We start from the raw sequence: 19,661 nt of genomic DNA on the forward strand, positions 1-19,661 counted from the left end.
AGTGTCGGGCGCCGGCGGCAGGCCGGTGTGTCCGGAGGTGGTTGGGTACACCGGCGGCTACGGTTTTGCCCTGCCTCCGGCGGTCGCATACAATCATACCTTTTTCGTCCGCGGGCAAGGCTGCCCGGGTGGCGGCGCGTATCCGGTGCCGTCGCCGGGACTTCAGAAAGCGCTCATGTCCCGCACCGCATCCAACGTGTCTTCAGAGTCCGCCATCGTGCATCCGCCGGTCACCAAGTCCTCCAAGCTCGCCAACGTCTGTTACGACATCCGCGGCCCCGTGCTCGCGCGCGCCCGCCAGATGGAAGAGGACGGCCACCGCATCATCAAGCTCAACATCGGCAATCTGGCGCCTTTCGGCTTCGACGCGCCGGAAGAGATCGTGCAGGACGTGATCCGCAATCTGCCCGATGCTGCCGGCTATACCGATTCGCGCGGCCTGTTCGCGCCGCGCAAGGCCATCATGCAGTACTGCCAGGAGAAGCGCATACAGGGCGTGGGCGTGGACGACATCTTCATCGGCAACGGTGCGTCCGAACTCATCGTGATGGCGATGCAGGGCCTGCTCAACACCGGCGACGAAGTGCTGGTGCCGGCGCCCGATTACCCGCTGTGGACCGCCGCGGTCACGCTGGCCGGCGGTACGGCGCGCCACTACATCTGTGACGAAGGCGCCGACTGGATGCCGGATCTGGCCGACATCCGCGCCAAGATCACGCCGGCCACCCGCGCCATTGTCATCATCAACCCGAACAACCCGACCGGCGCGCTGTATTCGGACGACCTGCTGCGCGATCTGGTGCAGATCGCCCGCGAGCACAAGCTCATCGTGTTCGCCGACGAAATCTACGACAAGACCCTGTACGACGGCGCAACCCACACCTCGATCGCCTCGCTGGCCGACGATCTGCTGTTCGTCACCTTCAACGGCCTGTCGAAGAACTACCGTGCCTGCGGCTACCGTGCCGGCTGGATGGTGGTGTCCGGCGACAAGCGGCATGCGCGCGACTACATCGACGGCCTGAACATGCTGGCGTCGATGCGTCTGTGCTCCAACGTGCCGGGCCAGTTCGCGATCCAGACCGCGCTGGGCGGCTACCAGACCATCAACGACCTGGTGAAGCCGGGCGGCCGCCTGGCCCGCCAGCGCGACGTGGCGTGGGAACTGCTGACCGACATTCCGGGCGTGAGCTGCGTCAAGCCGCGCGCCTCGCTCTACCTGTTCCCCAGGCTCGACCCCAAGATCTACCCGATCGAGGACGACCAGCGCTTCATTCTCGAACTGCTGGAAGAGCAGCGCGTGCTGCTGGTACAGGGCACCGGCTTCAACTGGCCGCGCCCGGACCACTTCCGCGTCGTGTTCCTGCCGCACGAGGACGATCTGCGCGACGCCATCGGCCGTGTTGCGCGCTTCCTCGACGGCTACCGCAAGCGTCATGGCACCTGATCGTCCGGCGCTCACCGTGCATCGCGTGGCCACCGGCCGCGCGGTGATCGAAGCAGGCTGGCTGGCGAAGGCCGAGGCGGTGCATCGCGCGCTGCGTCCGGACCTGCCCGCCGACTACGCGGCCACCATGCAGGGCATCGTGGCGGACGGCGGCGAAATCGCGGTGGCCGCCGCGGGCGACGAAGTGCTGGGCATCACCGTATTCCGCAGCTATCGCAACACCGCCTGCGGCGTGTTCTTCTATGTGGATGACCTGGTGACCGCGCCGGCTGCCCGTTCGCTCGGCGTCGGCAAGACGCTGCTGGACTGGCTGGCCGCCGAAGCGAAGGCGCGTGGCGCGACCCGGCTGCGGCTGGATTCCGGCACCCACCGCATCGATGCGCACCGCTTCTACCATCGCGAAGGCATGCACATCGCCTGTTTTCATTTTTCGCGGGATCTGGCCTGAGCGGCCGGCCCCACCCATCAAAGAACGAGGGACAGCATGAAACCCATCAACGTAGGCCTGCTCGGCATCGGCACCGTCGGCGGCGGCACCTGGACGGTGCTCACCCGCAACCAGGAAGAGATTACCCGCCGTGCCGGCCGCCCGATCCAGATCACCGCCGTTGCCGACCGCGACACCGAGCGCGCGACGTCGCTGACCGGCGGTGCGGTCAAGGTGACCGGTGACGCCTTCGAAGTGGTGCGCGACCCCAGCATCGACATCGTGGTCGAACTGATCGGCGGCTACACCGTGGCCAAGCAACTGGTGCTGGAAGCGATCGCCAACGGCAAGCACGTGGTGACCGCCAACAAGGCGCTGCTCGCGGTGCATGGCCAGGAAATCTTCGCCGCGGCGCAGGCCAAGGGCGTCATGGTGGCGTTCGAAGCCGCCGTCGCCGGTGGCATTCCCATCATCAAGGCGGTGCGCGAAGGCCTGACCGCCAACCGCATCGACTGGATCGCCGGCATCATCAACGGCACCACCAATTACATCCTGTCGGAAATGCGCGACAAGGGCCTCACCTTTGCCGACGCCCTGGCCGACGCCCAGCGCCTGGGCTATGCCGAAGCCGACCCCACCTTCGACATCGAAGGCGTGGATGCCGCGCACAAGATCACGCTGCTGTCGGCGCTGGCCTTCGGTATTCCGGTGCAGTTCGATCGCGCTCACATCGAAGGCATCACCAAGCTGACGGCGGATGACATCCGTTACGCCGAGGAACTGGGCTACCGCATCAAGCTGCTGGGTATCACCAAGCGCAAGGCCGACGGTTTCGAACTGCGCGTGCACCCGACGCTGATCCCGTCCAAGCGCCTGATCGCCAACGTCGAAGGCGTGATGAACGCGGTGGTGGTGAAGGGCGATGCAGTGGGTGCCACGCTGTACTACGGCCGTGGCGCCGGTGCAGAACCGACCGCCAGCGCGGTCATCGCCGACCTGGTCGACGTGACCCGCCTGCACACCGCCGACCCGGAACACCGCGTGCCGCATCTCGCGTTCCGCGCCGATCAGCTGTCGGACACGCCCATCCTGCCGATCAGCGAAGTCGAGAGCGCCTACTACCTGCGCCTGCGCGTGCAGGACAGGCCGGGCGTGCTGGCCGACATCACGCGCATCCTGGCCGACCAGGGCATCAGCATCGACGCCATGCTGCAGAAGGAACCGTCGGAAGGCGAGCAGCAGGCCAACATCATCATGCTGACCCACGTCACCCGCGAAAAGCAGGTCGATGCGGCGATCGCCCGCATCGAGGGGCTGGACAGCACCGTGGGTGCGGTCACCCGCCTGCGTCTGGAAGAACTGAACGGCTGATCGGCCGGCAACGGGCTGGCGTCAGCCGGCCCGCATCGCATCCTCGATCTGCATCCGGTGGTAGAGCGCGGCGACCATGTCGCCGCGGTCCAGCATGCCCACCAGCCGGTGTGCGCCATTGACCACCGGCACCGCAGGCTGATGACCGGCGCTCAACGCCTCCGCCACTTCGGCCAGACTGTCGTGCAGCCGGGCCACTTTCAGGCCGGCGCGCGCTTCGCGCATCATCTGTCCCACCACCTCGGCCCGTTCGGAATGCGTGTCCGGCGAGCGCGTCAGCAATTGCTTCACCGATTCGCCCAGACTGCGTCCGGCTTCGGGTGACACCGCGTGCAGGAAATCCTCCAGCGCCAGCAGGCCGATCACCCGCCGGCTGCGGTCGATGACCGGCAGCGCGTCCACCCGCAGGCGACGCATCAGCAGCCAGGCGTCGCTGAGCGGCGTGGCGAACTCAAGCGCCGGGGCCGGCTGCGAAGTATCCAGCACGTCGGCGCAGCGCAACCGGTGCATGCGCTTGAAAGCATGGCGCAGCGTGCGTTCGTACAGATCGACCAGATCGTCCTCGCGCACGTCGAGAAAGCCGTCGATCTCGTGCAGCGCGGCTGACATGTCCTTGTGGGTCAGTGCCGGCGGCACCACATGCGCGCGCTGCTTCTGTACCGCGGGCGGCGTGCCCTGCGGATAGTGACGGCCGGGAATCATGTTGTTCACCACCATCACCGCGACCATGATGGCCAGCGTGTTGGCGAACACCGCCCACATGGCCGGGCCGAAGGGCGCGCCCTGCGCGGCTGCCATCGCCATCGTCAGCGCCATCGCGCCGGCCGGCGGGTGGATGCAGCGCGCCCAGGCGGTCAGCCAGATCGACGCTGCGAGCGCTGCCGCCATCACCCAGGGGCCGGCCGGCAGCCACAGGCCGCAGGCGTAGCCCAGCGGGGCGGCCAGCATCAGACCGCCGATCACCGACCAGGGCTGGGCCAGCGGGCTGTGAGGCAGGGCGAACAGGATGACCGAGGTGGCGCCCAGCGGTGCCAGGATGCGCTTTTCCTCCGGCCCCAGCGGCAGCACGAACAGCACGCCTTCGAACAGCAGCAGGCCGAGAAAGCCCGCCAGCGTGCTGCGCCAGCGTTCGGCGCGCGACAGCGGCGGCGCATCGGACACCAGGTGGCGCCGCAACAGTTCAGGCAGACCGGTCATTGGGCAGGGGAGAGCAAAACTCCGCAGTTTAGTCACACGCACCGTCGCGGTGCGCACATGCCGACATAACCACCGGACCGCCGGCGACGGGTCCGGATGGGCGCTGTGCTAAATTGTTGCCCCTGCACGACGGCCGGGCGCCGTCCATCCCTGAACGAACAGCTCCAAAGCACGACGCGATGCACTACCTCTCGACCCGCGGCCAGGCGCCGCAGAAGCGCTTCACCGAAATCCTGCTGGGCGGCCTGATGGAAGATGGCGGCCTGGCCATGCCGGTGCAGTACCCGATCTTCTCGCGCGCCGACCTCGATGCGATGCGCGGCATGGACTATCGCCAGCTCGCGTTCGCCGTCCTGTCGCGCTTCGCCGACGATATTCCGGCTGACGATCTGAAGGCGCTGATCGACCGCACCTACACGCCGGAGGTGTATCGCAACACCGTATCCGGCTCGGACGCGCGCGACATCACGCCGCTGTACACGCTGGAATCCGATCTGCACCTGCTGGAACTGTCCAACGGCCCGACGCTGGCGTTCAAGGACATGGCGATGCAGCTGCTCGGCAATCTGTTCGAGTACGCGCTGGCCAAGACCGGCGCCGAGCTGAACATTTTCGGCGCCACCTCGGGCGACACCGGTTCCAGCGCGGAGTACGCGATGCGTGGCAAGCGCGGCATCCGCGTGTTCATGCTGAGTCCGCACCAGAAGATGAGCCGCTTCCAGACCGCGCAGATGTTCAGCCTGCAGGATCCGAACATTTTCAACATCGCGGTGCGCGGCGTGTTCGACGACTGCCAGGACATGGTGAAGGCGGTGTCGAATGATCTCGACTTCAAGGCCAAGTACCGCATCGGCACGGTCAATTCGATCAACTGGGCGCGCGTGTCGGCCCAGGTCGTGTACTACTTCAAGGGCTACTTCGCGGCTACGAAGAGCAATGACGAGCAGGTGAGCTTTACCGTGCCGTCCGGCAATTTCGGCAACGTCTGCGCTGGCCACATCGCCCGCATGATGGGCCTGCCGATCCGTCATCTCGTGGTGGCCACCAATGAGAACGACGTGCTGGACGAGTTCTTCCGCACCGGCGTGTACCGCCCGCGCGCGACCGCTGAAACGCTGCACACCACCAGCCCGTCGATGGACATTTCGAAGGCGAGCAACTTTGAGCGCTTCATCTACGACCTGACCGGCCGCGACGCCGACCGGGTGCGCGCGCTGTGGGGTGAGGTGGACCGCGGCCGTTCGTTCGATCTGTCGGATACCGGGCTGTTCGGCAAGGTGGCGTCCGACTACGGTTTCCAGTCCGGGGCCAGCAGTCACGCCCATCGTGTCGACACCATGCGGCTGGCGCAGCAGCGTTGGGGCCGGGCGATCGACACCCATACCGCCGACGGCCTGAAGGTGGCGCTGGAGCGGCGCGAAGCCGGTGTGCCGATGATCGTGCTCGAAACCGCGCTGCCGGCCAAGTTCTCGGAAACCGTGGTGGAGGCGCTGGGACGTGAACCGGTGCGCCCGGCCGGCATGGAAAGCCTGGAAGCGCTGCCGCAGCGTTTCGAAGTGATGGATGCCGATGTGGCCGCGATGAAGGCCTTCATCGCGCGGCACGCGGACTGAGCCGAGGCCGCCGCTCAAGGCGGCCTCCTGTCTGCCGTTAACCGGACATCCGAATTGTCGACCTGTGAGATCAAGAATGGGTGAGCCGGTGAATGCATCGCTAGAAGCTCTGCAAAGGCTGTCGGCCGAACTGGAGTCGGGGGATATCGTCTTCCCGACCAGCATCGATGTTTCGTTGCGCATCCGTCAGGCGCTCGAAAATCCGGACATCAACATCAACGAGGTGTCACGCCTCGTCGGTGCCGAGCCGGTGCTGAGTGCGAAGGCGCTGCGGCTGGCGAATTCGGTGGCTTACAACCGCAGCGGCAACGAAATCACCGATGTGCGCACCGCGGTGAACCGGGTCGGCACCGAGCCGATCCGCATGCTCACCATGTCGCTCATCGTGCGCCAGATGGTCGATGCGCGTGCCGACGAGCGGTTGCGCGTGCTGACCCATGATCTGTGGCAGCACACCATCCATGTGTCCGCGCTCAGCTACGTCATCGCGCGCCGGCTGTCACGACTGAATGCCGACGCAGCGATGTTTGCCGGCGTGGTGCATGAAATCGGCCAGTTCTATCTGCTGGCCCGTGCTGCCGCCTTCCCCGCCTTGCTGCAGCGCGAGCAGGAACTGAGCGGCCTCATGTTCAGTTTCAGCCGCAGCGTCGGGCGTGCCGTGCTGGAGTCGCTGAAGGTGCCGGCGCAGATCGTCGACGCAGTCGACGATCCGTCGATCGAAGGCCCGGTGGTGCCGCCACGCACGCTGGCTGACGTCATCTTCCTGGCCGAAAGCATGGCGGCCTTCCCGAATCCGTTCAGCGTCACTTCTCCGGAGAACGAGGCGGTGATCACCGAAACCGTGACTGCGGAAATTGACAACGAAACACTGCAGGCGGTGGTGGCGGAGTCGCAGGAAGAGATCGATTCCATCATCGCCACGCTGCAGGTCTGATCAAGCGTATCAGTGCCGCTGCAGCCGGCCTCAAGTTTCCTGCTTGGACGGCCGTTACAGGCGGTGAAGTCCGATCACAGCTGAACCAGGGCAAACCCGTCGAAAGACGGCGACGCAAAGTTTCCGGTCTAACGGGTGACAACACCCCATGACAGCGGGGCCGCCGCTATACTGCGCCGCACGTCGCGCTCAGACCACCATGCCCCGGTGTCGGCCTTGAACGGTCGCCTTCGCGCGACGTCAAAGGTAAATAATGAGCGCAGCTTCACCCACGCCTCCCAATCTGTCACCCGACCGCGGTCGGGTGATCAATGACTGCCGCGATTTCGCGTTGCGCCGGCTGCGCGAGTCCTTGCACGGCATGCTGTCGCGCATCGAGGAAGATCTGGTCGCGCGTGCCGAGGCAGAACTCGATCGCGACCAGCGCAATCTCTACATGTTCGCCTGCGGCAAGGCCCGCGAGAACTGGGCGGGCATCGAACAGGCCTTCATCGACAATCTCACCCGTTACTTCGACGCGCGCGTGCGCGGCGAGCCGCTGAAGGCTGCCGGTGGCGCGATGCCCAAGTCGCTGGACGAACTGAGTCTGGTCGAGGAAGACGATCTGACCCAGGACATCGCGGTCAGCGAAATCACCCGCAAACTGAAGGAACATTGCGACGAGGACCTGTACGGCGTCGAACAGCGCCTGGGCAGCCTGCTCGGCAAGCAGGATCCCACCGATGCCGACAATCCGGTCGGCACCGAAGCGGTTGCCAACGCCTTGCGCGCCGCCTGCGAGGAAGTCGATCCGGGCGTGCAGATGCGGCTGGTGCTGCTGCAATCGCTGGAACAGCACATTTCCGGCGAACTGTCGCGGCTGTACCAGGAACTGAATGGCCGGCTGGTCAGGCAGAACGTACTGCCCGGCCTGCGCCGCGGTTTCCGCCGTTCACCGGCGGCTGCCGTGCGTCCGCGAGATGCGTCTGTCGCGCCGGTTGGCATGGAGCAACGCGGTCTGCCGCAGCCGGATTTCGGTACCGTGTCGGCGATCCAGGGTTTCGGAACCGGCTCGGTACATCAAGGCTTTGCCGAGGCGTCGCAAGCTGGTTTCGACGGTGACGGCGATGTCTACGCGATGCTGGCCCAGCTGGTGCAGGGGCAGCTGGCGGCCCAGGGGTTGCCGCCGACCGCCGGTGCCGCTGCGCTGACGCCGGCTTCACCCTTCGTGTTCGAAGCGCTGACTGCGCTGCAGTCGGAAGCCGACCTCACGCCGGTCATGCCTGCGCTCGGCGTGCCGGCCAATGTACTGCGCGATTTCCGTACTTCCGACCTTGGCCGTCATCTGGGCCAGTTCGATGCGATCACGGTCGACATCGTCGCGATGCTGTTCGACCTCATCTTTGACGACGCCAACATCGCCGACCCGATCAAGGCGCTGGTCGGCCGACTGCAGATTCCGCTGGTCAAGGTGGCCATGCTGGACCGCAGTTTCTTCTCCAGCAAGGCGCATCCGGCCCGCCGCCTGCTCGACCTGATTTCCCAGTCCATGCTGCGCTGGGGCCGCGATGTCGGTCACGATGACCCGCTGTACCTGAAACTGGCGGAAATCGTCGATCGCATCCTGCGCGACTTCGAACGCGACATGAGCCTGTTCGAGGCCTGCAATGCCGACCTCGAAGCCTTCATCACCGGCCTGGAAGCGGAAGAAACCCTGCGCGCCGAAAGTGCGGCCCGCCTGGCCGAAGAGCGGGAGCAGGAACGCCTGCGCCGCGACGACGCCCGACGTGCGGCCGACGACGCACTCGATGACCGTCTGCGCACGCCGCTGCCGGCAGTCGTCCAGAATCTGCTCGATGGTGTCTGGCGCCGGCTGCTGCGTGCGCTGGCCGAGCGCGGTGATGACGCCGATGTGGATTACCGGCAGGCGCTGGTAACCGCAGACGAACTGATCTGGAGCGTGCAGCCCAAGAGCGATCCGGAAGAGCGGCGCAAGCTGGTGCAGGCGCTGCCCGGTCTGCTGCGCCGGCTGAACCAGGGTTTCGACAGTGCCGAGGCGCATCCCGCCGACAAGCTGTTGATGCTCAACGGTCTGTTCGACCTGCACGCGCAGTGGATCAAGCCGGGTACGGCGCCGGCTGCGCCGCCGCCGGTGACGCAGTGGGTGCCGGGCGAAGGTTCGGCCAACGATGCGGTGCCGGCACCCGAGGTGGTGACCGAGCACGTCGAGCAGGACGGTCTCGAGTTCGAGGACATTTCGCTGAACCTGCCGGCGCATCTCGATCTGGCTGAATCAGACCGGGTAGCTGATCTGAAGCGCGGCGACTGGGTGGAGTTCCGCCAGCCGGACGGGCAGTTCGTGCGCATGCGGCTGAACTGGGTCAGCCCGCAGCGCGGCATCTATCTGTTCACCAATCCGAATTCGGCGCGCGCCACCTCGATCGCGCCGGACGCGCTGGCGCTGCAGCTGGCGCGCGGCGACGCCCGCGTGGTCGAGGATGCGACCATGTTCGAGCGCGCGGTGAGCCAGGCGCTGGCCCAGCCGCGCGAACCCGTTGCCGGCTGACGCCGGCCACCGTCACTGCGCGTGCTGGCGGTCGTGCTTCTGGCGGCGGATGTCGCGCTTCGCCCGGTCCTGCATCTTTTCCATGTGACGCGCCTCGTGGCGGTTCAGACTGCCGTCGGCCAGCGCGCGGTCTTCGACGCGGTCGATGTGCGCCTGCTGATGTTCCAGCCGCGCGGTCTCGTGCCGGGTGAGCTGGCCGCTCTGCACGCCCCGGTCGATACGCTGTTCCTGTCGCGCCTGACGCGCGTCGATGCGGTGTTCCATGCGCTCGGACGGGGTGGTGGCGGACTGTGCCCATACGCTGCCGGTGCACAGCAGGGCGCTGACCATCAGGGCGGAAAGGCGGGCGGAATGCGTGTTCATGAACGTGTTCTCCACGAGAGGGACGCTGCGGGATGCAGCGCCTGTGACCGTCAGACGCAGTTGCCCTGGCGCCCTTACGCCACGCCGCTGTAAGCGGATGTAAGACCGCAGCCGCCTCCGTAAGAGAACGCCTTCTGCTGCGTCTATCTGCCATCGCCCGCCGGATGATCCGAATGCCTTCCCTGCGTCTGCTGCCCGTTCTGTTGTTGCTGATGGCCGGTCTTGCCCGAGCCGAAGTGCCGCCGGTGCCCGATCCGGCCGTCTGGAGTGCATTGCCGCCGGCCCAGCGCGAAACTGAGGCGCGTGCGCTGCGTGAGCGGCTGAAATCGGCCTCGCCGGAACAGCGGCGCCAGTTCCGCGAGCGTCTGCGTGAGCGCATGTCTTCGCTGCCGCCGGAACAGCGGCGCGAGATCGGCGAGCGTCTGCGCGAGGACTGGAAGTCGATGAATGATCAGGACCGCGAGCGGCTGCGCGCGGAACGCCGCGCCTACGTGCAGTCGCTGTCGGCGGACGAACGCCGCGCATTGCTGCGCGAGCGGCGGGAAATGCTGGAGCGCATGTCGCCCGAAGAACGCCGGCGCCTGAAGCGTGAACTGGAGCACTGAGCGTCTGGCCCTGTGGCCTGAAAGCTGGCGCAGTGATGCCGCTTTGCTGCGCCGTGCGCGTGCCGGCGAAAAGGTCGCCAGCGATCTGCTGATCAAACGCCTGCTGCCGCAGGCGCATGCGCTGGCCTGGCGGCTCACCGGCCATGCGGCGGACAGCGACGACGTGGTGCAGGAAGCGTTCTGCCGGCTGTGGCAGCACGGCGACGGATTCGAGGGCAGGGCGCAGCTGTCGACCTGGTTCCTCGGCATCGTGCGCAATCTGTGCATGGACCGCTTCCGCCGCAGTCGTCCGCAGGCGGACGAGGCTGAGCTGGACGCGCTGGCGGACGACAGGCCGACGCCGGAACAGCACTGGCAGGCGGCTGCGCGCGAGGGCGCGCTGCACCGCGCGCTGGCGCAGCTGCCGGCGCGGCAGCGTGCCGCGCTGATGATGTGGGCGTGGCAGGAGTACGATGTGGCTGCCATCGCGCGCGAGCTCGGCATTGCCGAGAATGCGGCCCACCAGTTGCTGTTCCGCGCGCGGGCGCGACTCAGGATGCTGCTGTCCGGGGAGAATGACGATGAATGAACGGTTTTCCGACGATGATCTGAGGCGGGCGCTGTGCAGCCTGCCGGCACCGTCCGCCGAGCGGCTGCAGGCGCGGCTGGCGGCCGGCGCGCCGCGGGCGCGCGACGGCGCCGTACGTCGTATGCCATGGGCAGCCGGACTGGCTTTTTCGCTGCTGCTGATCGCGGTGGTGGCGGGTGTATCGGAATACCGCGCCTGGCAGGAGGCGGAAGAACTGGCCCGGCTCGACGAACTGTCGATCGCCACCATGCTGGTTCTTTGACCTGTACCGGTTTTCACCGCAGGGCCGGCCTGATACGCTGCGCCGCTGCCCTTTTCGTGGAGTGCCCGATGCTGATAGACCGCCACCGTTCGTCGCTGCTGCTGATCGACATGCAGGAGCGGCTGCTGCCCGCGATGGACGACGCCGACCGCCTGCTCGACAACGTGGTGTGGATGGTGAAGATCGCTCAGCGGCTGTCGGTGCCGGTGCTGGTCAGCGAACAGTATCCGAAAGGGCTGGGGCCGACGGTGCAGACCTTGCGCGACCTCATTCCGGCAGAATTCATCGTGCCCAAGATGCATTTTTCCTGCGTCGCCGACGGCTGCCTGAAGCCCTTGCTCGACGCCGACCGGCCGCAGGTCATCGTGTGCGGCATCGAATCGCACATCTGCGTCATGCAGACCTCGCTCGATCTTCAGGCCTCGGGCCGTCAGGTGTTCGTGGTAGCCGACTGCATCGCCTCGCGCGATCCGTCTAACCGCGGGCTGGCGCTGGAGCGCCTGCGCCAGCAGGGTGTCATTGTGGTGTCGCGCGAAATGGTGGCGTTCGAGTGGCTGGGGGCAGCCGGTTCCGAGGAATTCCGCGAAATCAGCCGTACCTATCTGCGCTGATGTCGGCCAGCGTGGCGCAGCCGCACAGCGCCATGCACATTTCCAGTTCGTCCCGCAGCAGCCGGATCACATGGGCGACGCCGAGCGCACCGGCCGCCGCCAGTCCCCACAGATAGGGCCGCCCGACCAGCACCGCGTGGGCACCCAGCGACAGCGCACGGAAGGCGTCGGCGCCGCTGTCGATGCCACTGTCAAACAGCACCGGTACCCGGCCGCCGACTGCGGCGATCACCGATGACAGCCGACTCAGCGCCGCCGGTGCGCTGTCCAGCACCCGGCCGCCGTGGTTGCTTACCACCACACCATCGCAGCCCAGATCGACCGCGCGCGCCGCGTCGCCGGCGTGCAGCACCCCTTTGATCAGCAGAGGCACCGGCACCCGCTCGCGCAGCCAGGCCAGATCGTCCCATCCGGGCGCCTCCGCCATCCAGCCGTCGAACACCTCGCTCTGATCCGGCTGCAGCCGGCGCTGCGCTGGTGGCTCGATATTGACCGGACGTACGTCGGCCGGCAGCGGCGACGTGGCCAGCTTGACCGGCGCGTCCACCGTAAACACGATGCAGCGGTAGCCGGCGGCCAGCGCGCGTTCCAGCAGACGGGCAGTGCGTTCGCGGCTGCCTTGCCAGTAAAGCTGGAACCACAGCGGCTTCTCGGCTGCGCGCGCGATCTGTTCCAGTGACTGGCTGGCCAGCGTGCTCACCACCATCTGGCCGTCCTGCGCTGCGGCGGCCATCGCGCAGGCGGACTCGCCGTCCGGGTGCTGCAGGCGGTGGTAGGCGATCGGGGCCAGCAGCAGCGGGTGGCCCAGGGTTTCGCCGAACAGTTCGAGCCGGGTGTGACCGCCGCGCACGTCGGCCAGCGGCCGAGGCAGCAGCGGATGCGCATCGAGCGCAGCCCGGTTTGCGCGGCCAGCCGGCGTGTCACGGCCGCCGTCGAGGTAGTGCCAGACCTCGGGCAGCAGCAGTTCGCGCGCCCGTTCGCGGTAGGCGACGATCGATGGCTGCAGGGCGGCCGGGGCGTTCAGGCGTTACCCCAGCGGCGCAGCAGGTTGTGATAGATGCCGGTCAGCTTGACCATGGAGGCGGTTTCGCCAAGCTGCTGGCGCAGCGCCAGCAGTTCCATGTCGAGGTCGAACAGCAGGCGCCGCTGTTCGGCGTCGCGCACCATGCTCTGGATGAACATGAAACAGGCGATGCGCGCACCACGGGTGACCGGCGTCACTTCATGCACCGACGACGACGGATAGAGCACCAGGCTGCCGGCCGGCAGCTTGACGCTGTGACGACCGAAAGTGTCTTCGATTACCAGCTCGCCGCCCTCGTATTCATCCGGCTCGGACAGGAAGAGCGTGGCCGACAGGTCGGCGCGTACATAGCCGCTGCCGTCCGGCATCGCGCGCATCGCGTTGTCGATGTGCTGGCCGTAGCGGTTACTGGTGCCGGAATAGCGGTTGAAGAAGGGCGGCAGGATCTTGGCCGGCAGCGCGGCGCTGAAGAACAGGGGCTGCCGGTTGAGTGCCGCCAGCACGCGCTGCCTCAGTTCGGGCAGCAGCGGTGCACCTTCCGGCACCTGTTCGTTGTTTTTCACGACAGCGGCCTGCGTGCCTGCGGTGAGGCCGCCGCTGGCCCAGCCGGTGCGGTCGAGCAGCTGGCGGAGGGTGGCGATCTCGTCGCGGGCAAGCAGGTCGTCTATCGTGATCAGCATCAGAAGGCGTAAATCGCGGTCAGCACGGCCGAGCGGGCTGCACCCGGAATGCTCTGGCCGCTGGACAGTTCGAAGATGTATTTCTTGTCGAGCAGGTTATACACGTTCAGGCGCAGCTTGAGATCCTTGCTCACTTGATACAGCGCAACCGCGTCGAACACCCAGTAGTCGTCGACCGTGGTGACCAGATCACCGGTGGCGCTGCTGCGGATGATGGCTTTGCGGGTATCGACGTACTGCGCGCCGCCGCCCACGCTCAGCGCCTCGGTCAGCTGATAGGTGGCCCAGCCGCTGAAGCTGTGGCGCGGCGTGTTGTCCAGCGTCTGTCCACGTTCGAGCGGATTGTTGGACTGGCTGACCTCGCTGTCCTGCAGCGTGTAGCCGGCGAACAGGTTCAGCCGGTTCATTACGCGTCCGCTCGCCGACAGTTCGAAGCCCTGTACTTCCTGCACGCCCTGCAGCACCACCGGCGGCTCACCCGGCAGGCCCGGCGTGCGACCGTTGAATTTCTCGGTGCGGAACAGTGCGGTCTGGATGAGCAGCGCATCTTCCAGTGCAGTCCACTTCGCACCGACCTCGTAGCTGCGGGTGCGCTCAGGTTTCAGGTTGAAGGCTTCGGGGGTGACCGGCAGGTTGTTGTTACCGCCCGCCAGCTGCACGATGTCCGCGCGGCCACTCGGGTCGAACGAGCTGCCGTAGCCCGCATACAGGCTCAGCGCCGGCACCGGGCGATAGACCACGCCGAGGTTGCCGGACATTTCCCGGTCGGTGCGCGACAGGTACTGACTGTAGGCCGGCACGCTGCCGTCATTGAGTGCGCGCACCGTGGTTTTCACGCGGTCCCAGCGGACACCGGCGTTGATGTCCCACTGCGGCGTCAGCGTGATGATGTCACTCAGGTACAGCGCGGTCGTTTCCAGGTCGAGCTGCGCACGCGTGCCGTTGTACGGAATGCGGGCCGCCGCACGCAGTTGCGGGTTGAACAGATTGGTGACCGGGCCGTTCGCATCGAGCCGACGCCTGTTCTCGTTGTCCTCACGGGACAGTTCAAATCCGGTCACCAGATGGTGCCGGATCGAACCGGTCTGGAAGCGGAACGTGAGATCGGTCTGATTGATCAGGATGTCGGTGGTCTGATCCCGCGGCTTCTGGTTGCCGACCGCCAGCGTGGCGGGCGTGATGGTCGTGATGTTGCCGGGCGAAAAGCGGGGCGAGGAGAAGATCGCGTCGTTGTGCGTGTAGCCGTAACGCAGCTGGTTGCGGATGCTCACCCGGTCATTGAAGTCGTGTTCGATGCGGAAACTTGCCTGATGGGCTTCCAGATCCTGGTAGTCGGTGGAATGACCGTAGTAGTTCGAATAGCGTACCGGCGCGACGCCGCCGCCGAAGCCCGAATTGCGCAGGCTGAAGTTTCGCGCGTTGGGCAGGCCGGAATCCGGCCGGTTGTCCTGCCGCGTATAGAGGTAGCTCAGATTGATGCGGGTGGGTGTGCCGAGACCGAATGACAGCGAAGGAGCGATGCCGAAGCGCCGGTTCTCCACATGGTCGCGACCGGGCTGATCGGCCTGGTGAGACATCAGGTTGAGCCGGAAGGCGGCGCCATTCAGCCCCTCGATCGGCTGGTTGATGTCGGCGGCCAGGCGGAACAGGCTGTCGGTGCCCAGGCCAGCCTCGATTTCGCGCTTCTGTTTCAGCGTGGGCAGCTTGGATACCTGGTTGATGGTGCCACCGGTCGATCCACGGCCCGCAAAAGCCGATGCGGGGCCTTTGCTGACTTCGATGCGCTCGGTATTGAACGGATCGCGGAAGAACACGCCCGCGTCACGCACGCCGTCGACCAGGATGTCGTCGCGCGCTGAAAAGCCGCGGATCTTCAGCTGGTCACCGGACGGCGGATTGCCTTCGCCCGCCTGGAAGCTGATGCCGGTCACGTTGCGCAGCGCATCGCGCAAGGTCCGGGTGCCCTGGTCGTCCATCAGCTCTTCGGACACGACCTGTATGGTCTGCGGAATGTCCTGGATCGCCTGAGGCCTTTTCGGGCTGCTCAGCACCTCCGGCTTGTACGGCGCCGGTGCGGCACCCTGGATGACCACCTCGGGCAGGACAGGGACCGCCGCCGGCTGTTCGGCCAGTGCGGGCATGCACAGCCCCGCCGTCATCATGGCTGCGCCGATCGGACGCAGCGATCCGTCGTGCGAGCGGACGCTCTGGTGGTGACGACGCGTTCGGATGTCCATTCCCTTGTTGCCCTTTCCCTCTGTGTCTGAGTGCGATGAGCGCTGACGCCCCGATTTGTTAGCGCGCAATGTAAACACATTGAAAACGAATGGCAACAAAAACAAGAATCGATCTCAATTGAGGTTTTGAAGTGCTTCGACTGCACGACAGGGCGTGCGAAAGCGCACCGGATCGCGGCTTACGCCAGCGAACAGGACAGTCGGAAAAGACGGGGAAGGGGCGTCAGCTCAGACGCCCGGATGTGGAAATGCGGCCCGGAGGCCGGTGAAGCGAAGGGCTGTTGCCGGTGATCAGAGATAGAGCACAGCGGGGAACACGGTGACCGCGAGCACGAACACCAGCCACTCCAGGTTGTTGCGGGCGAGAAAGCCGGTGAAGTGCAGGATGAGCACTGTGATCGCCACAACGTAATACAGGATGAACCACATCAGACGGAATCTCCGAGGGAAGGGTGTGGGCGGGCGGCGCTCAACGTTCGATGTGACGCAGCGACAGGTCGATGGCGCGCACGTTTTTGGTCAGCACGCCGATCGAAATGCGGTCCACGCCGGTTTCGGCGATCGCCCGCACGCGGTCGAGATTGACGCCACCGGACGCTTCCAGCTCGGCGCGGCCCTGGTTGATGGCCACCGCCTCGCGCATCTGGTCGATGCTCATATTGTCCAGCAGCACCATGGTGGCGCCCGCATCGAGCGCTTCGTGCAGCTGGGCCAGCGTTTCCACCTCGATCTGGATGAAGGCATTCGACGGCGCGATGCCGCGCGCGCGCGCCAGCACCGGGCGGATGCCGCCGGCGGCCATGATGTGGTTTTCCTTGATCAGGATGCCGTCGTACAGGCCCATGCGGTGATTCAGGCCGCCACCGACGGTGACCGCGTATTTCTGTGCCAGGCGCAGGCCGGGCAGGGTCTTGCGGGTATCGACGATGCGCGCCGAGGTGCCGGCGATGGCATCGACGAAGCGGCGGGTGAGGGTGGCGGTGGCCGACAGCAGCTGCACGAAATTCAGTGCGGCGCGTTCGGCGGTCAGCAGGGCACGGGTTTCCGACAGGATTTCGCACAGACGCTGGTCCGGTTCCACCCAGTCGCCTTCGGCCACATGCCAGGCCACGCTGGCCTTGGGGTCGAGCGCGCGCAGGCAGGCTTCGAACCACTCGCGGCCGCACAGCACCGCCTCTTCGCGTGCGGTCACCATGCCGGTGGCAGCACGGCCGGCCGGAATCAGCCGGGCGGTCAGGTCACCGGTGCCGACGTCTTCGGCAAGCGCCTGGGCCACATTTCGCTGGATTTCTATGGACAGCTGATCGTTTTCCCGCATTGTTTTTCCGCCATTTCTTGTCGCGGCGCATTCTAGCACCGGCGCGGCCCGCGCCCGCGCCGCCGCACGCTGCGGCGAGCGCATGCGCAAGTTCTTCACGCTGCGCCGCCGATGCCGGCCAGTCCGCTTAAAGTTGGTGCGCCGGCTGCCGTAGCTCTGCTGCAGCGACCCGAGGGCCCCGCAAAAGAACCGGCCCCAGTCGCACTCAATCCTTGGGGGAGAGGATCATGAATACCCGCATTCAGCGGCCGGCGTGCGCACGCCGGCCATCGGTCTTTCCGGTCGGAATGTCCGCGTCATGATGGGGCAGTACGACCTGCTTCTGGTCATGCTGTCACTGATGGTGGCAGTCACCGCGTCCTGGTCGGCGCTGGACCTTTCACAGCGCATCCACAGTACCGATCGTCGCGCCGCCCGCATCTGGCTTTTCTCCGGTGCGCTGGTGCTGGGCACCGGCATCTGGTCCATGCACTTCGTCGGCATGCTGGCCTATTCGCTGCCGATGCAGACCGGGTTCGACCTGATCATCACCATTCAGTCATGGGCCGTATCGGTGCTGGTGGCCGTGCTGTCACTGATGTGCGCGCGCCGCATGCGGCGATCCCTCTCCCTGCTGGTGGCCGGTTCGCTGGCAGTGGGCAGTGGCATCGTCACCATCTTTCATCTCGCGCTGTCCGCCATGCGCATCGAGCCCGGCGTGCTGTACGAAGAGCACCGGCTGTTCCTCGCGCTGATGCTGGCTACGTCGGTGGCTGCGGCCACCAGCGTGGCGCTGCGGCGCATGCGTTCGCTGGAAGGACGCACGCTCTTCCTGGTGAAGGCATTCATGTCGGTGGTGGTCGGTCTGGGGCTGTGCGCGGTCCATTACCTGTGCATGAGCGCTGCGGTTTTCGCGCCGGAAGCGGCCAGTCTGGCCAAGCACGACATCGATCCGACCTGGCTGGGCCTGACCATCGCGGTCGGCGCCATCGGTTTCACCTGGATAGGCAGTGTCGCGGCACTGTTCGATGCCCGCATGGAACATCGCACCCGTCAGCTGGCGATGCGGCTCAAGGCGGCCAATAGCGAACTGATGCACGCCGCGCTGCATGACCCGCTGACCGGACTGCCGAACCGGGTCAATTTCGATGCCGCGCTGTCCGAAGCGGCGGCCCGGGTGCGTGCGCAGGGCGGCCGGCTGGCAGTGCTGTTCGTCGATCTGGACGGCTTCAAGCCGGTGAACGACGTGCTGGGTCATCACGTCGGCGACGAGGTGCTCAAGTGCGTGGCGCGCCGTCTGCGCGCCGGGCTGCGCGATGGCGACGCGGTGGCGCGCATCGGCGGCGACGAGTTCGTCATGATGTCCGAAGGCGCGATCGACGAGGAAGGTGCCGGGCGGCTGGCGCAGCGTCTGGTCGATGCGGCCAGCCAGCCCATGCTGATCGGCACCCACGAAATCCAGGTATCGGCCTCGGTCGGCGTCGCGCTGTTCCCGGACGACGGCGACGAGAACCGGGTGCTGGTGTGCGCAGACACCGCGATGTACGCGGCCAAGCATGCCGGACGCAACACCTGGCGCGTCTATGCGACCGAAATGGACGGCGGCGGGCCGGACATCCTCGGTCTGCAGCGCGCCATCCGCCGCGCGCTCGACAACGACGAATTCGTGCTGCACTACCAGCCCAAGGTGGCCGCGCTCGACGGCGCGCTGCGCGGGGTCGAGGCACTGATCCGCTGGCAGGACCCGGAGCGCGGCATGGTGTCGCCGGGTGAATTCATTCCGGTGGCCGAGCGCTTCGGCCTGATCAACGCCATCGGTTTCTGGACGCTGCGTGAGGCTTGCGGCCAGATACGCAGCTGGCAGCACGCCGGCTGGCGCATTCCGGTGGCGGTGAACCTGTCGCCGCAGCAGTTCCGCCAGCCGGATCTGGTGGACCGGGTGCGCGCCTGCATCGACGAATTCGATATCGACCCGGGCCTGCTGGCACTGGAAATCACCGAATCGGTGGTGATGGAAAGTTCGGGCAGCGTGCGTCGCGTACTGGAAGAACTGAAAACCATGGGGGTCACGCTGTCGATCGACGATTTCGGTACCGGCTATTCCTGTCTGGCCTATCTGTGCCGGCTGCCGGCGCGCCAGCTCAAGATCGACCGCACCTTCGTGATCGACATGGACCACGTGGCCGAAGCCCGCCATGTGGTCGAGGCGGTGATACGGCTGGCGCATTCGCTGCGCATGGAGGTGGTGGCCGAAGGCGTGGAGCGGCCGGAGCAGGTGATCACGCTGCGCTCGCTCGGCTGTGACCTGATCCAGGGCTACTACTTCTCGCGGCCGGTACCGGCCAGCGGCATCGAGGCGCTGATGCAGGGCGATCAGCTGACCGAACAGTCGGCCCGGGTGCATGCGCTGGCCGAGCGCCTGCGTGCCGATTCCGGCTACGGTGCGCCGGCGCTGGAACTGGTGGCGGGCTGACCGGGCG

At 66.3% G+C, this 19,661-nt stretch carries 18 protein-coding genes and 1 riboswitch; of the genes, 11 read left to right on the forward strand and 7 right to left on the reverse strand.

Going from position 1 to position 19,661, the window contains the following annotated elements; all coding sequences use genetic code 11:
• Positions 1-175: 175 nt before the first annotated feature.
• The 3 genes from METUNV2_RS0108050 to METUNV2_RS0108060 are packed head-to-tail and all read left to right on the forward strand — an operon-like array spanning position 176 to position 3,245.
• Complete coding sequence (locus METUNV2_RS0108050) at positions 176-1,447, forward strand: pyridoxal phosphate-dependent aminotransferase (protein ID WP_018228963.1); 1,272 nt, start codon at positions 176-178, stop codon at positions 1,445-1,447.
• Positions 1,437-1,895, forward strand: coding sequence for a GNAT family N-acetyltransferase (locus METUNV2_RS0108055; protein WP_018228964.1), 459 nt, complete (start codon positions 1,437-1,439; stop codon positions 1,893-1,895). Before METUNV2_RS0108050 ends, METUNV2_RS0108055 begins: the two co-directional genes overlap by 11 nt.
• A 36-nt stretch (positions 1,896-1,931) precedes the next feature.
• Positions 1,932-3,245, forward strand: coding sequence for a homoserine dehydrogenase (locus tag METUNV2_RS0108060; protein WP_018228965.1), 1,314 nt, complete (start codon positions 1,932-1,934; stop codon positions 3,243-3,245).
• A gap of 21 nt (positions 3,246-3,266) precedes the next feature.
• Here METUNV2_RS0108060 and METUNV2_RS0108065 read toward each other — a convergent pair whose 3' ends face one another.
• A complete protein-coding gene (locus tag METUNV2_RS0108065) occupies positions 3,267-4,442 on the reverse strand; it encodes an HPP family protein (RefSeq protein ID WP_018228966.1) in 1,176 nt (391 codons plus the stop codon).
• Positions 4,443-4,621: 179 nt separating this feature from the next.
• Here METUNV2_RS0108065 and thrC point away from each other — a divergent pair, with 179 nt between their 5' ends.
• From thrC to METUNV2_RS0108080, 3 genes are all read left to right on the forward strand, one after another.
• Positions 4,622-6,055 carry a threonine synthase gene (gene thrC, locus METUNV2_RS0108070; protein WP_018228967.1) on the forward strand — a complete coding sequence of 478 codons (1,434 nt, stop codon included), beginning with the start codon at positions 4,622-4,624 and terminating at the stop codon, positions 6,053-6,055.
• 88 nt (positions 6,056-6,143) lie between these two features.
• Positions 6,144-6,989, forward strand: a complete 846-nt coding sequence (locus tag METUNV2_RS0108075) for an HDOD domain-containing protein (RefSeq protein WP_232415645.1) — start codon at positions 6,144-6,146, stop codon at positions 6,987-6,989.
• A 79-nt stretch (positions 6,990-7,068) separates the two neighbouring features.
• Positions 7,069-7,157: riboswitch (cyclic di-GMP riboswitch) on the forward strand.
• A gap of 85 nt (positions 7,158-7,242) precedes the next feature.
• Complete coding sequence (locus METUNV2_RS0108080) at positions 7,243-9,534, forward strand: DUF1631 family protein (protein ID WP_051081901.1); 2,292 nt, start codon at positions 7,243-7,245, stop codon at positions 9,532-9,534.
• 12 nt (positions 9,535-9,546) lie between these two features.
• Here METUNV2_RS0108080 and METUNV2_RS0108085 read toward each other — a convergent pair whose 3' ends face one another.
• Positions 9,547-9,897 (reverse strand): hypothetical protein, encoded by a 351-nt coding sequence (locus tag METUNV2_RS0108085; protein ID WP_026187982.1) that lies wholly within the window; start codon positions 9,895-9,897, stop codon positions 9,547-9,549.
• A gap of 173 nt (positions 9,898-10,070) precedes the next feature.
• On the opposite strand from METUNV2_RS0108085, the gene METUNV2_RS0108090 reads away from it, so the two are divergent.
• The 4 genes from METUNV2_RS0108090 to METUNV2_RS0108105 all read left to right on the forward strand — a co-directional run bounded on the left by METUNV2_RS0108090 (position 10,071) and on the right by METUNV2_RS0108105 (position 11,943).
• On the forward strand, positions 10,071-10,502 hold the full coding sequence (locus tag METUNV2_RS0108090; RefSeq protein ID WP_018228971.1) for a DUF3106 domain-containing protein: 432 nt from the start codon (positions 10,071-10,073) through the stop codon (positions 10,500-10,502).
• Positions 10,486-11,070, forward strand: coding sequence for an RNA polymerase sigma factor (locus METUNV2_RS0108095; protein WP_026187983.1), 585 nt, complete (start codon positions 10,486-10,488; stop codon positions 11,068-11,070). Before METUNV2_RS0108090 ends, METUNV2_RS0108095 begins: the two co-directional genes overlap by 17 nt.
• Positions 11,063-11,332 (forward strand): hypothetical protein, encoded by a 270-nt coding sequence (locus METUNV2_RS0108100; RefSeq protein ID WP_018228973.1) that lies wholly within the window; start codon positions 11,063-11,065, stop codon positions 11,330-11,332. The genes METUNV2_RS0108095 and METUNV2_RS0108100 overlap by 8 nt, the downstream gene beginning before the upstream one ends.
• A 68-nt stretch (positions 11,333-11,400) precedes the next feature.
• Positions 11,401-11,943 (forward strand): hydrolase, encoded by a 543-nt coding sequence (locus METUNV2_RS0108105; protein ID WP_018228974.1) that lies wholly within the window; start codon positions 11,401-11,403, stop codon positions 11,941-11,943.
• On the opposite strand, the gene METUNV2_RS0108110 is transcribed toward METUNV2_RS0108105, so the two are convergent.
• From METUNV2_RS0108110 to nadC, 5 genes are all read right to left on the reverse strand, one after another.
• Complete coding sequence (locus METUNV2_RS0108110) at positions 11,921-12,949, reverse strand: alpha-hydroxy acid oxidase (protein WP_036271189.1); 1,029 nt, start codon at positions 12,947-12,949, stop codon at positions 11,921-11,923. The genes METUNV2_RS0108105 and METUNV2_RS0108110 overlap by 23 nt on opposite strands.
• 14 nt (positions 12,950-12,963) lie before the next feature.
• On the reverse strand, positions 12,964-13,647 hold the full coding sequence (locus tag METUNV2_RS0108120) for a Fe2+-dependent dioxygenase (RefSeq protein ID WP_018228976.1): 684 nt from the start codon (positions 13,645-13,647) through the stop codon (positions 12,964-12,966).
• Positions 13,647-15,884 carry a TonB-dependent receptor gene (locus tag METUNV2_RS0108125; RefSeq protein WP_018228977.1) on the reverse strand — a complete coding sequence of 746 codons (2,238 nt, stop codon included), beginning with the start codon at positions 15,882-15,884 and terminating at the stop codon, positions 13,647-13,649. The genes METUNV2_RS0108120 and METUNV2_RS0108125 overlap by 1 nt, the downstream gene beginning before the upstream one ends.
• Positions 15,885-16,175: 291 nt before the next feature.
• The gene (locus METUNV2_RS19995; protein ID WP_008059032.1) at positions 16,176-16,313 is read right to left on the reverse strand and encodes a hypothetical protein; all 138 of its coding nucleotides are present in this window, start codon (positions 16,311-16,313) and stop codon (positions 16,176-16,178) included.
• Between the two features lie 40 nt (positions 16,314-16,353).
• Positions 16,354-17,202, reverse strand: a complete 849-nt coding sequence (gene nadC, locus METUNV2_RS0108135) for a carboxylating nicotinate-nucleotide diphosphorylase (RefSeq protein ID WP_018228978.1) — start codon at positions 17,200-17,202, stop codon at positions 16,354-16,356.
• Positions 17,203-17,500: 298 nt separating this feature from the next.
• On the opposite strand from nadC, the gene METUNV2_RS0108140 reads away from it, so the two are divergent.
• Positions 17,501-19,654: a putative bifunctional diguanylate cyclase/phosphodiesterase gene (locus tag METUNV2_RS0108140; RefSeq protein WP_026187985.1), complete on the forward strand. Its 2,154-nt coding sequence runs from the start codon at positions 17,501-17,503 to the stop codon at positions 19,652-19,654.
• The last annotated feature ends 7 nt before the right edge of the window (positions 19,655-19,661 follow it).

It is taken from the genome of Methyloversatilis universalis EHg5 (assembly GCF_000378945.1).
GTDB lineage: Bacteria > Pseudomonadota > Gammaproteobacteria > Burkholderiales > Rhodocyclaceae > Methyloversatilis > Methyloversatilis universalis_A.

Bases quoted from the DNA above. Each gene is read 5' to 3' on its own strand.
- METUNV2_RS0108100 (WP_018228973.1), top strand. From the start codon at position 11,063: ATGAATGAACGGTTTTCCGACGATGATCTGAGGCGGGCGCTGTGCAGC.
- METUNV2_RS0108120 (WP_018228976.1), bottom strand. From the start codon at position 13,647: ATGCTGATCACGATAGACGACCTGCTTGCCCGCGACGAGATCGCCACC.
- METUNV2_RS0108085 (WP_026187982.1), bottom strand. From the start codon at position 9,897: ATGAACACGCATTCCGCCCGCCTTTCCGCCCTGATGGTCAGCGCCCTG.
- nadC (WP_018228978.1), bottom strand. From the start codon at position 17,202: ATGCGGGAAAACGATCAGCTGTCCATAGAAATCCAGCGAAATGTGGCC.
- METUNV2_RS0108065 (WP_018228966.1), bottom strand. From the start codon at position 4,442: ATGACCGGTCTGCCTGAACTGTTGCGGCGCCACCTGGTGTCCGATGCG.
- METUNV2_RS19995 (WP_008059032.1), bottom strand. From the start codon at position 16,313: ATGTGGTTCATCCTGTATTACGTTGTGGCGATCACAGTGCTCATCCTG.
- METUNV2_RS0108140 (WP_026187985.1), top strand. From the start codon at position 17,501: ATGATGGGGCAGTACGACCTGCTTCTGGTCATGCTGTCACTGATGGTG.
- thrC (WP_018228967.1), top strand. From the start codon at position 4,622: ATGCACTACCTCTCGACCCGCGGCCAGGCGCCGCAGAAGCGCTTCACC.
- METUNV2_RS0108125 (WP_018228977.1), bottom strand. From the start codon at position 15,884: ATGGACATCCGAACGCGTCGTCACCACCAGAGCGTCCGCTCGCACGAC.
- METUNV2_RS0108060 (WP_018228965.1), top strand. From the start codon at position 1,932: ATGAAACCCATCAACGTAGGCCTGCTCGGCATCGGCACCGTCGGCGGC.
- METUNV2_RS0108105 (WP_018228974.1), top strand. From the start codon at position 11,401: ATGCTGATAGACCGCCACCGTTCGTCGCTGCTGCTGATCGACATGCAG.
- METUNV2_RS0108055 (WP_018228964.1), top strand. From the start codon at position 1,437: ATGGCACCTGATCGTCCGGCGCTCACCGTGCATCGCGTGGCCACCGGC.
- METUNV2_RS0108090 (WP_018228971.1), top strand. From the start codon at position 10,071: ATGCCTTCCCTGCGTCTGCTGCCCGTTCTGTTGTTGCTGATGGCCGGT.
- METUNV2_RS0108050 (WP_018228963.1), top strand. From the start codon at position 176: ATGTCCCGCACCGCATCCAACGTGTCTTCAGAGTCCGCCATCGTGCAT.
- METUNV2_RS0108080 (WP_051081901.1), top strand. From the start codon at position 7,243: ATGAGCGCAGCTTCACCCACGCCTCCCAATCTGTCACCCGACCGCGGT.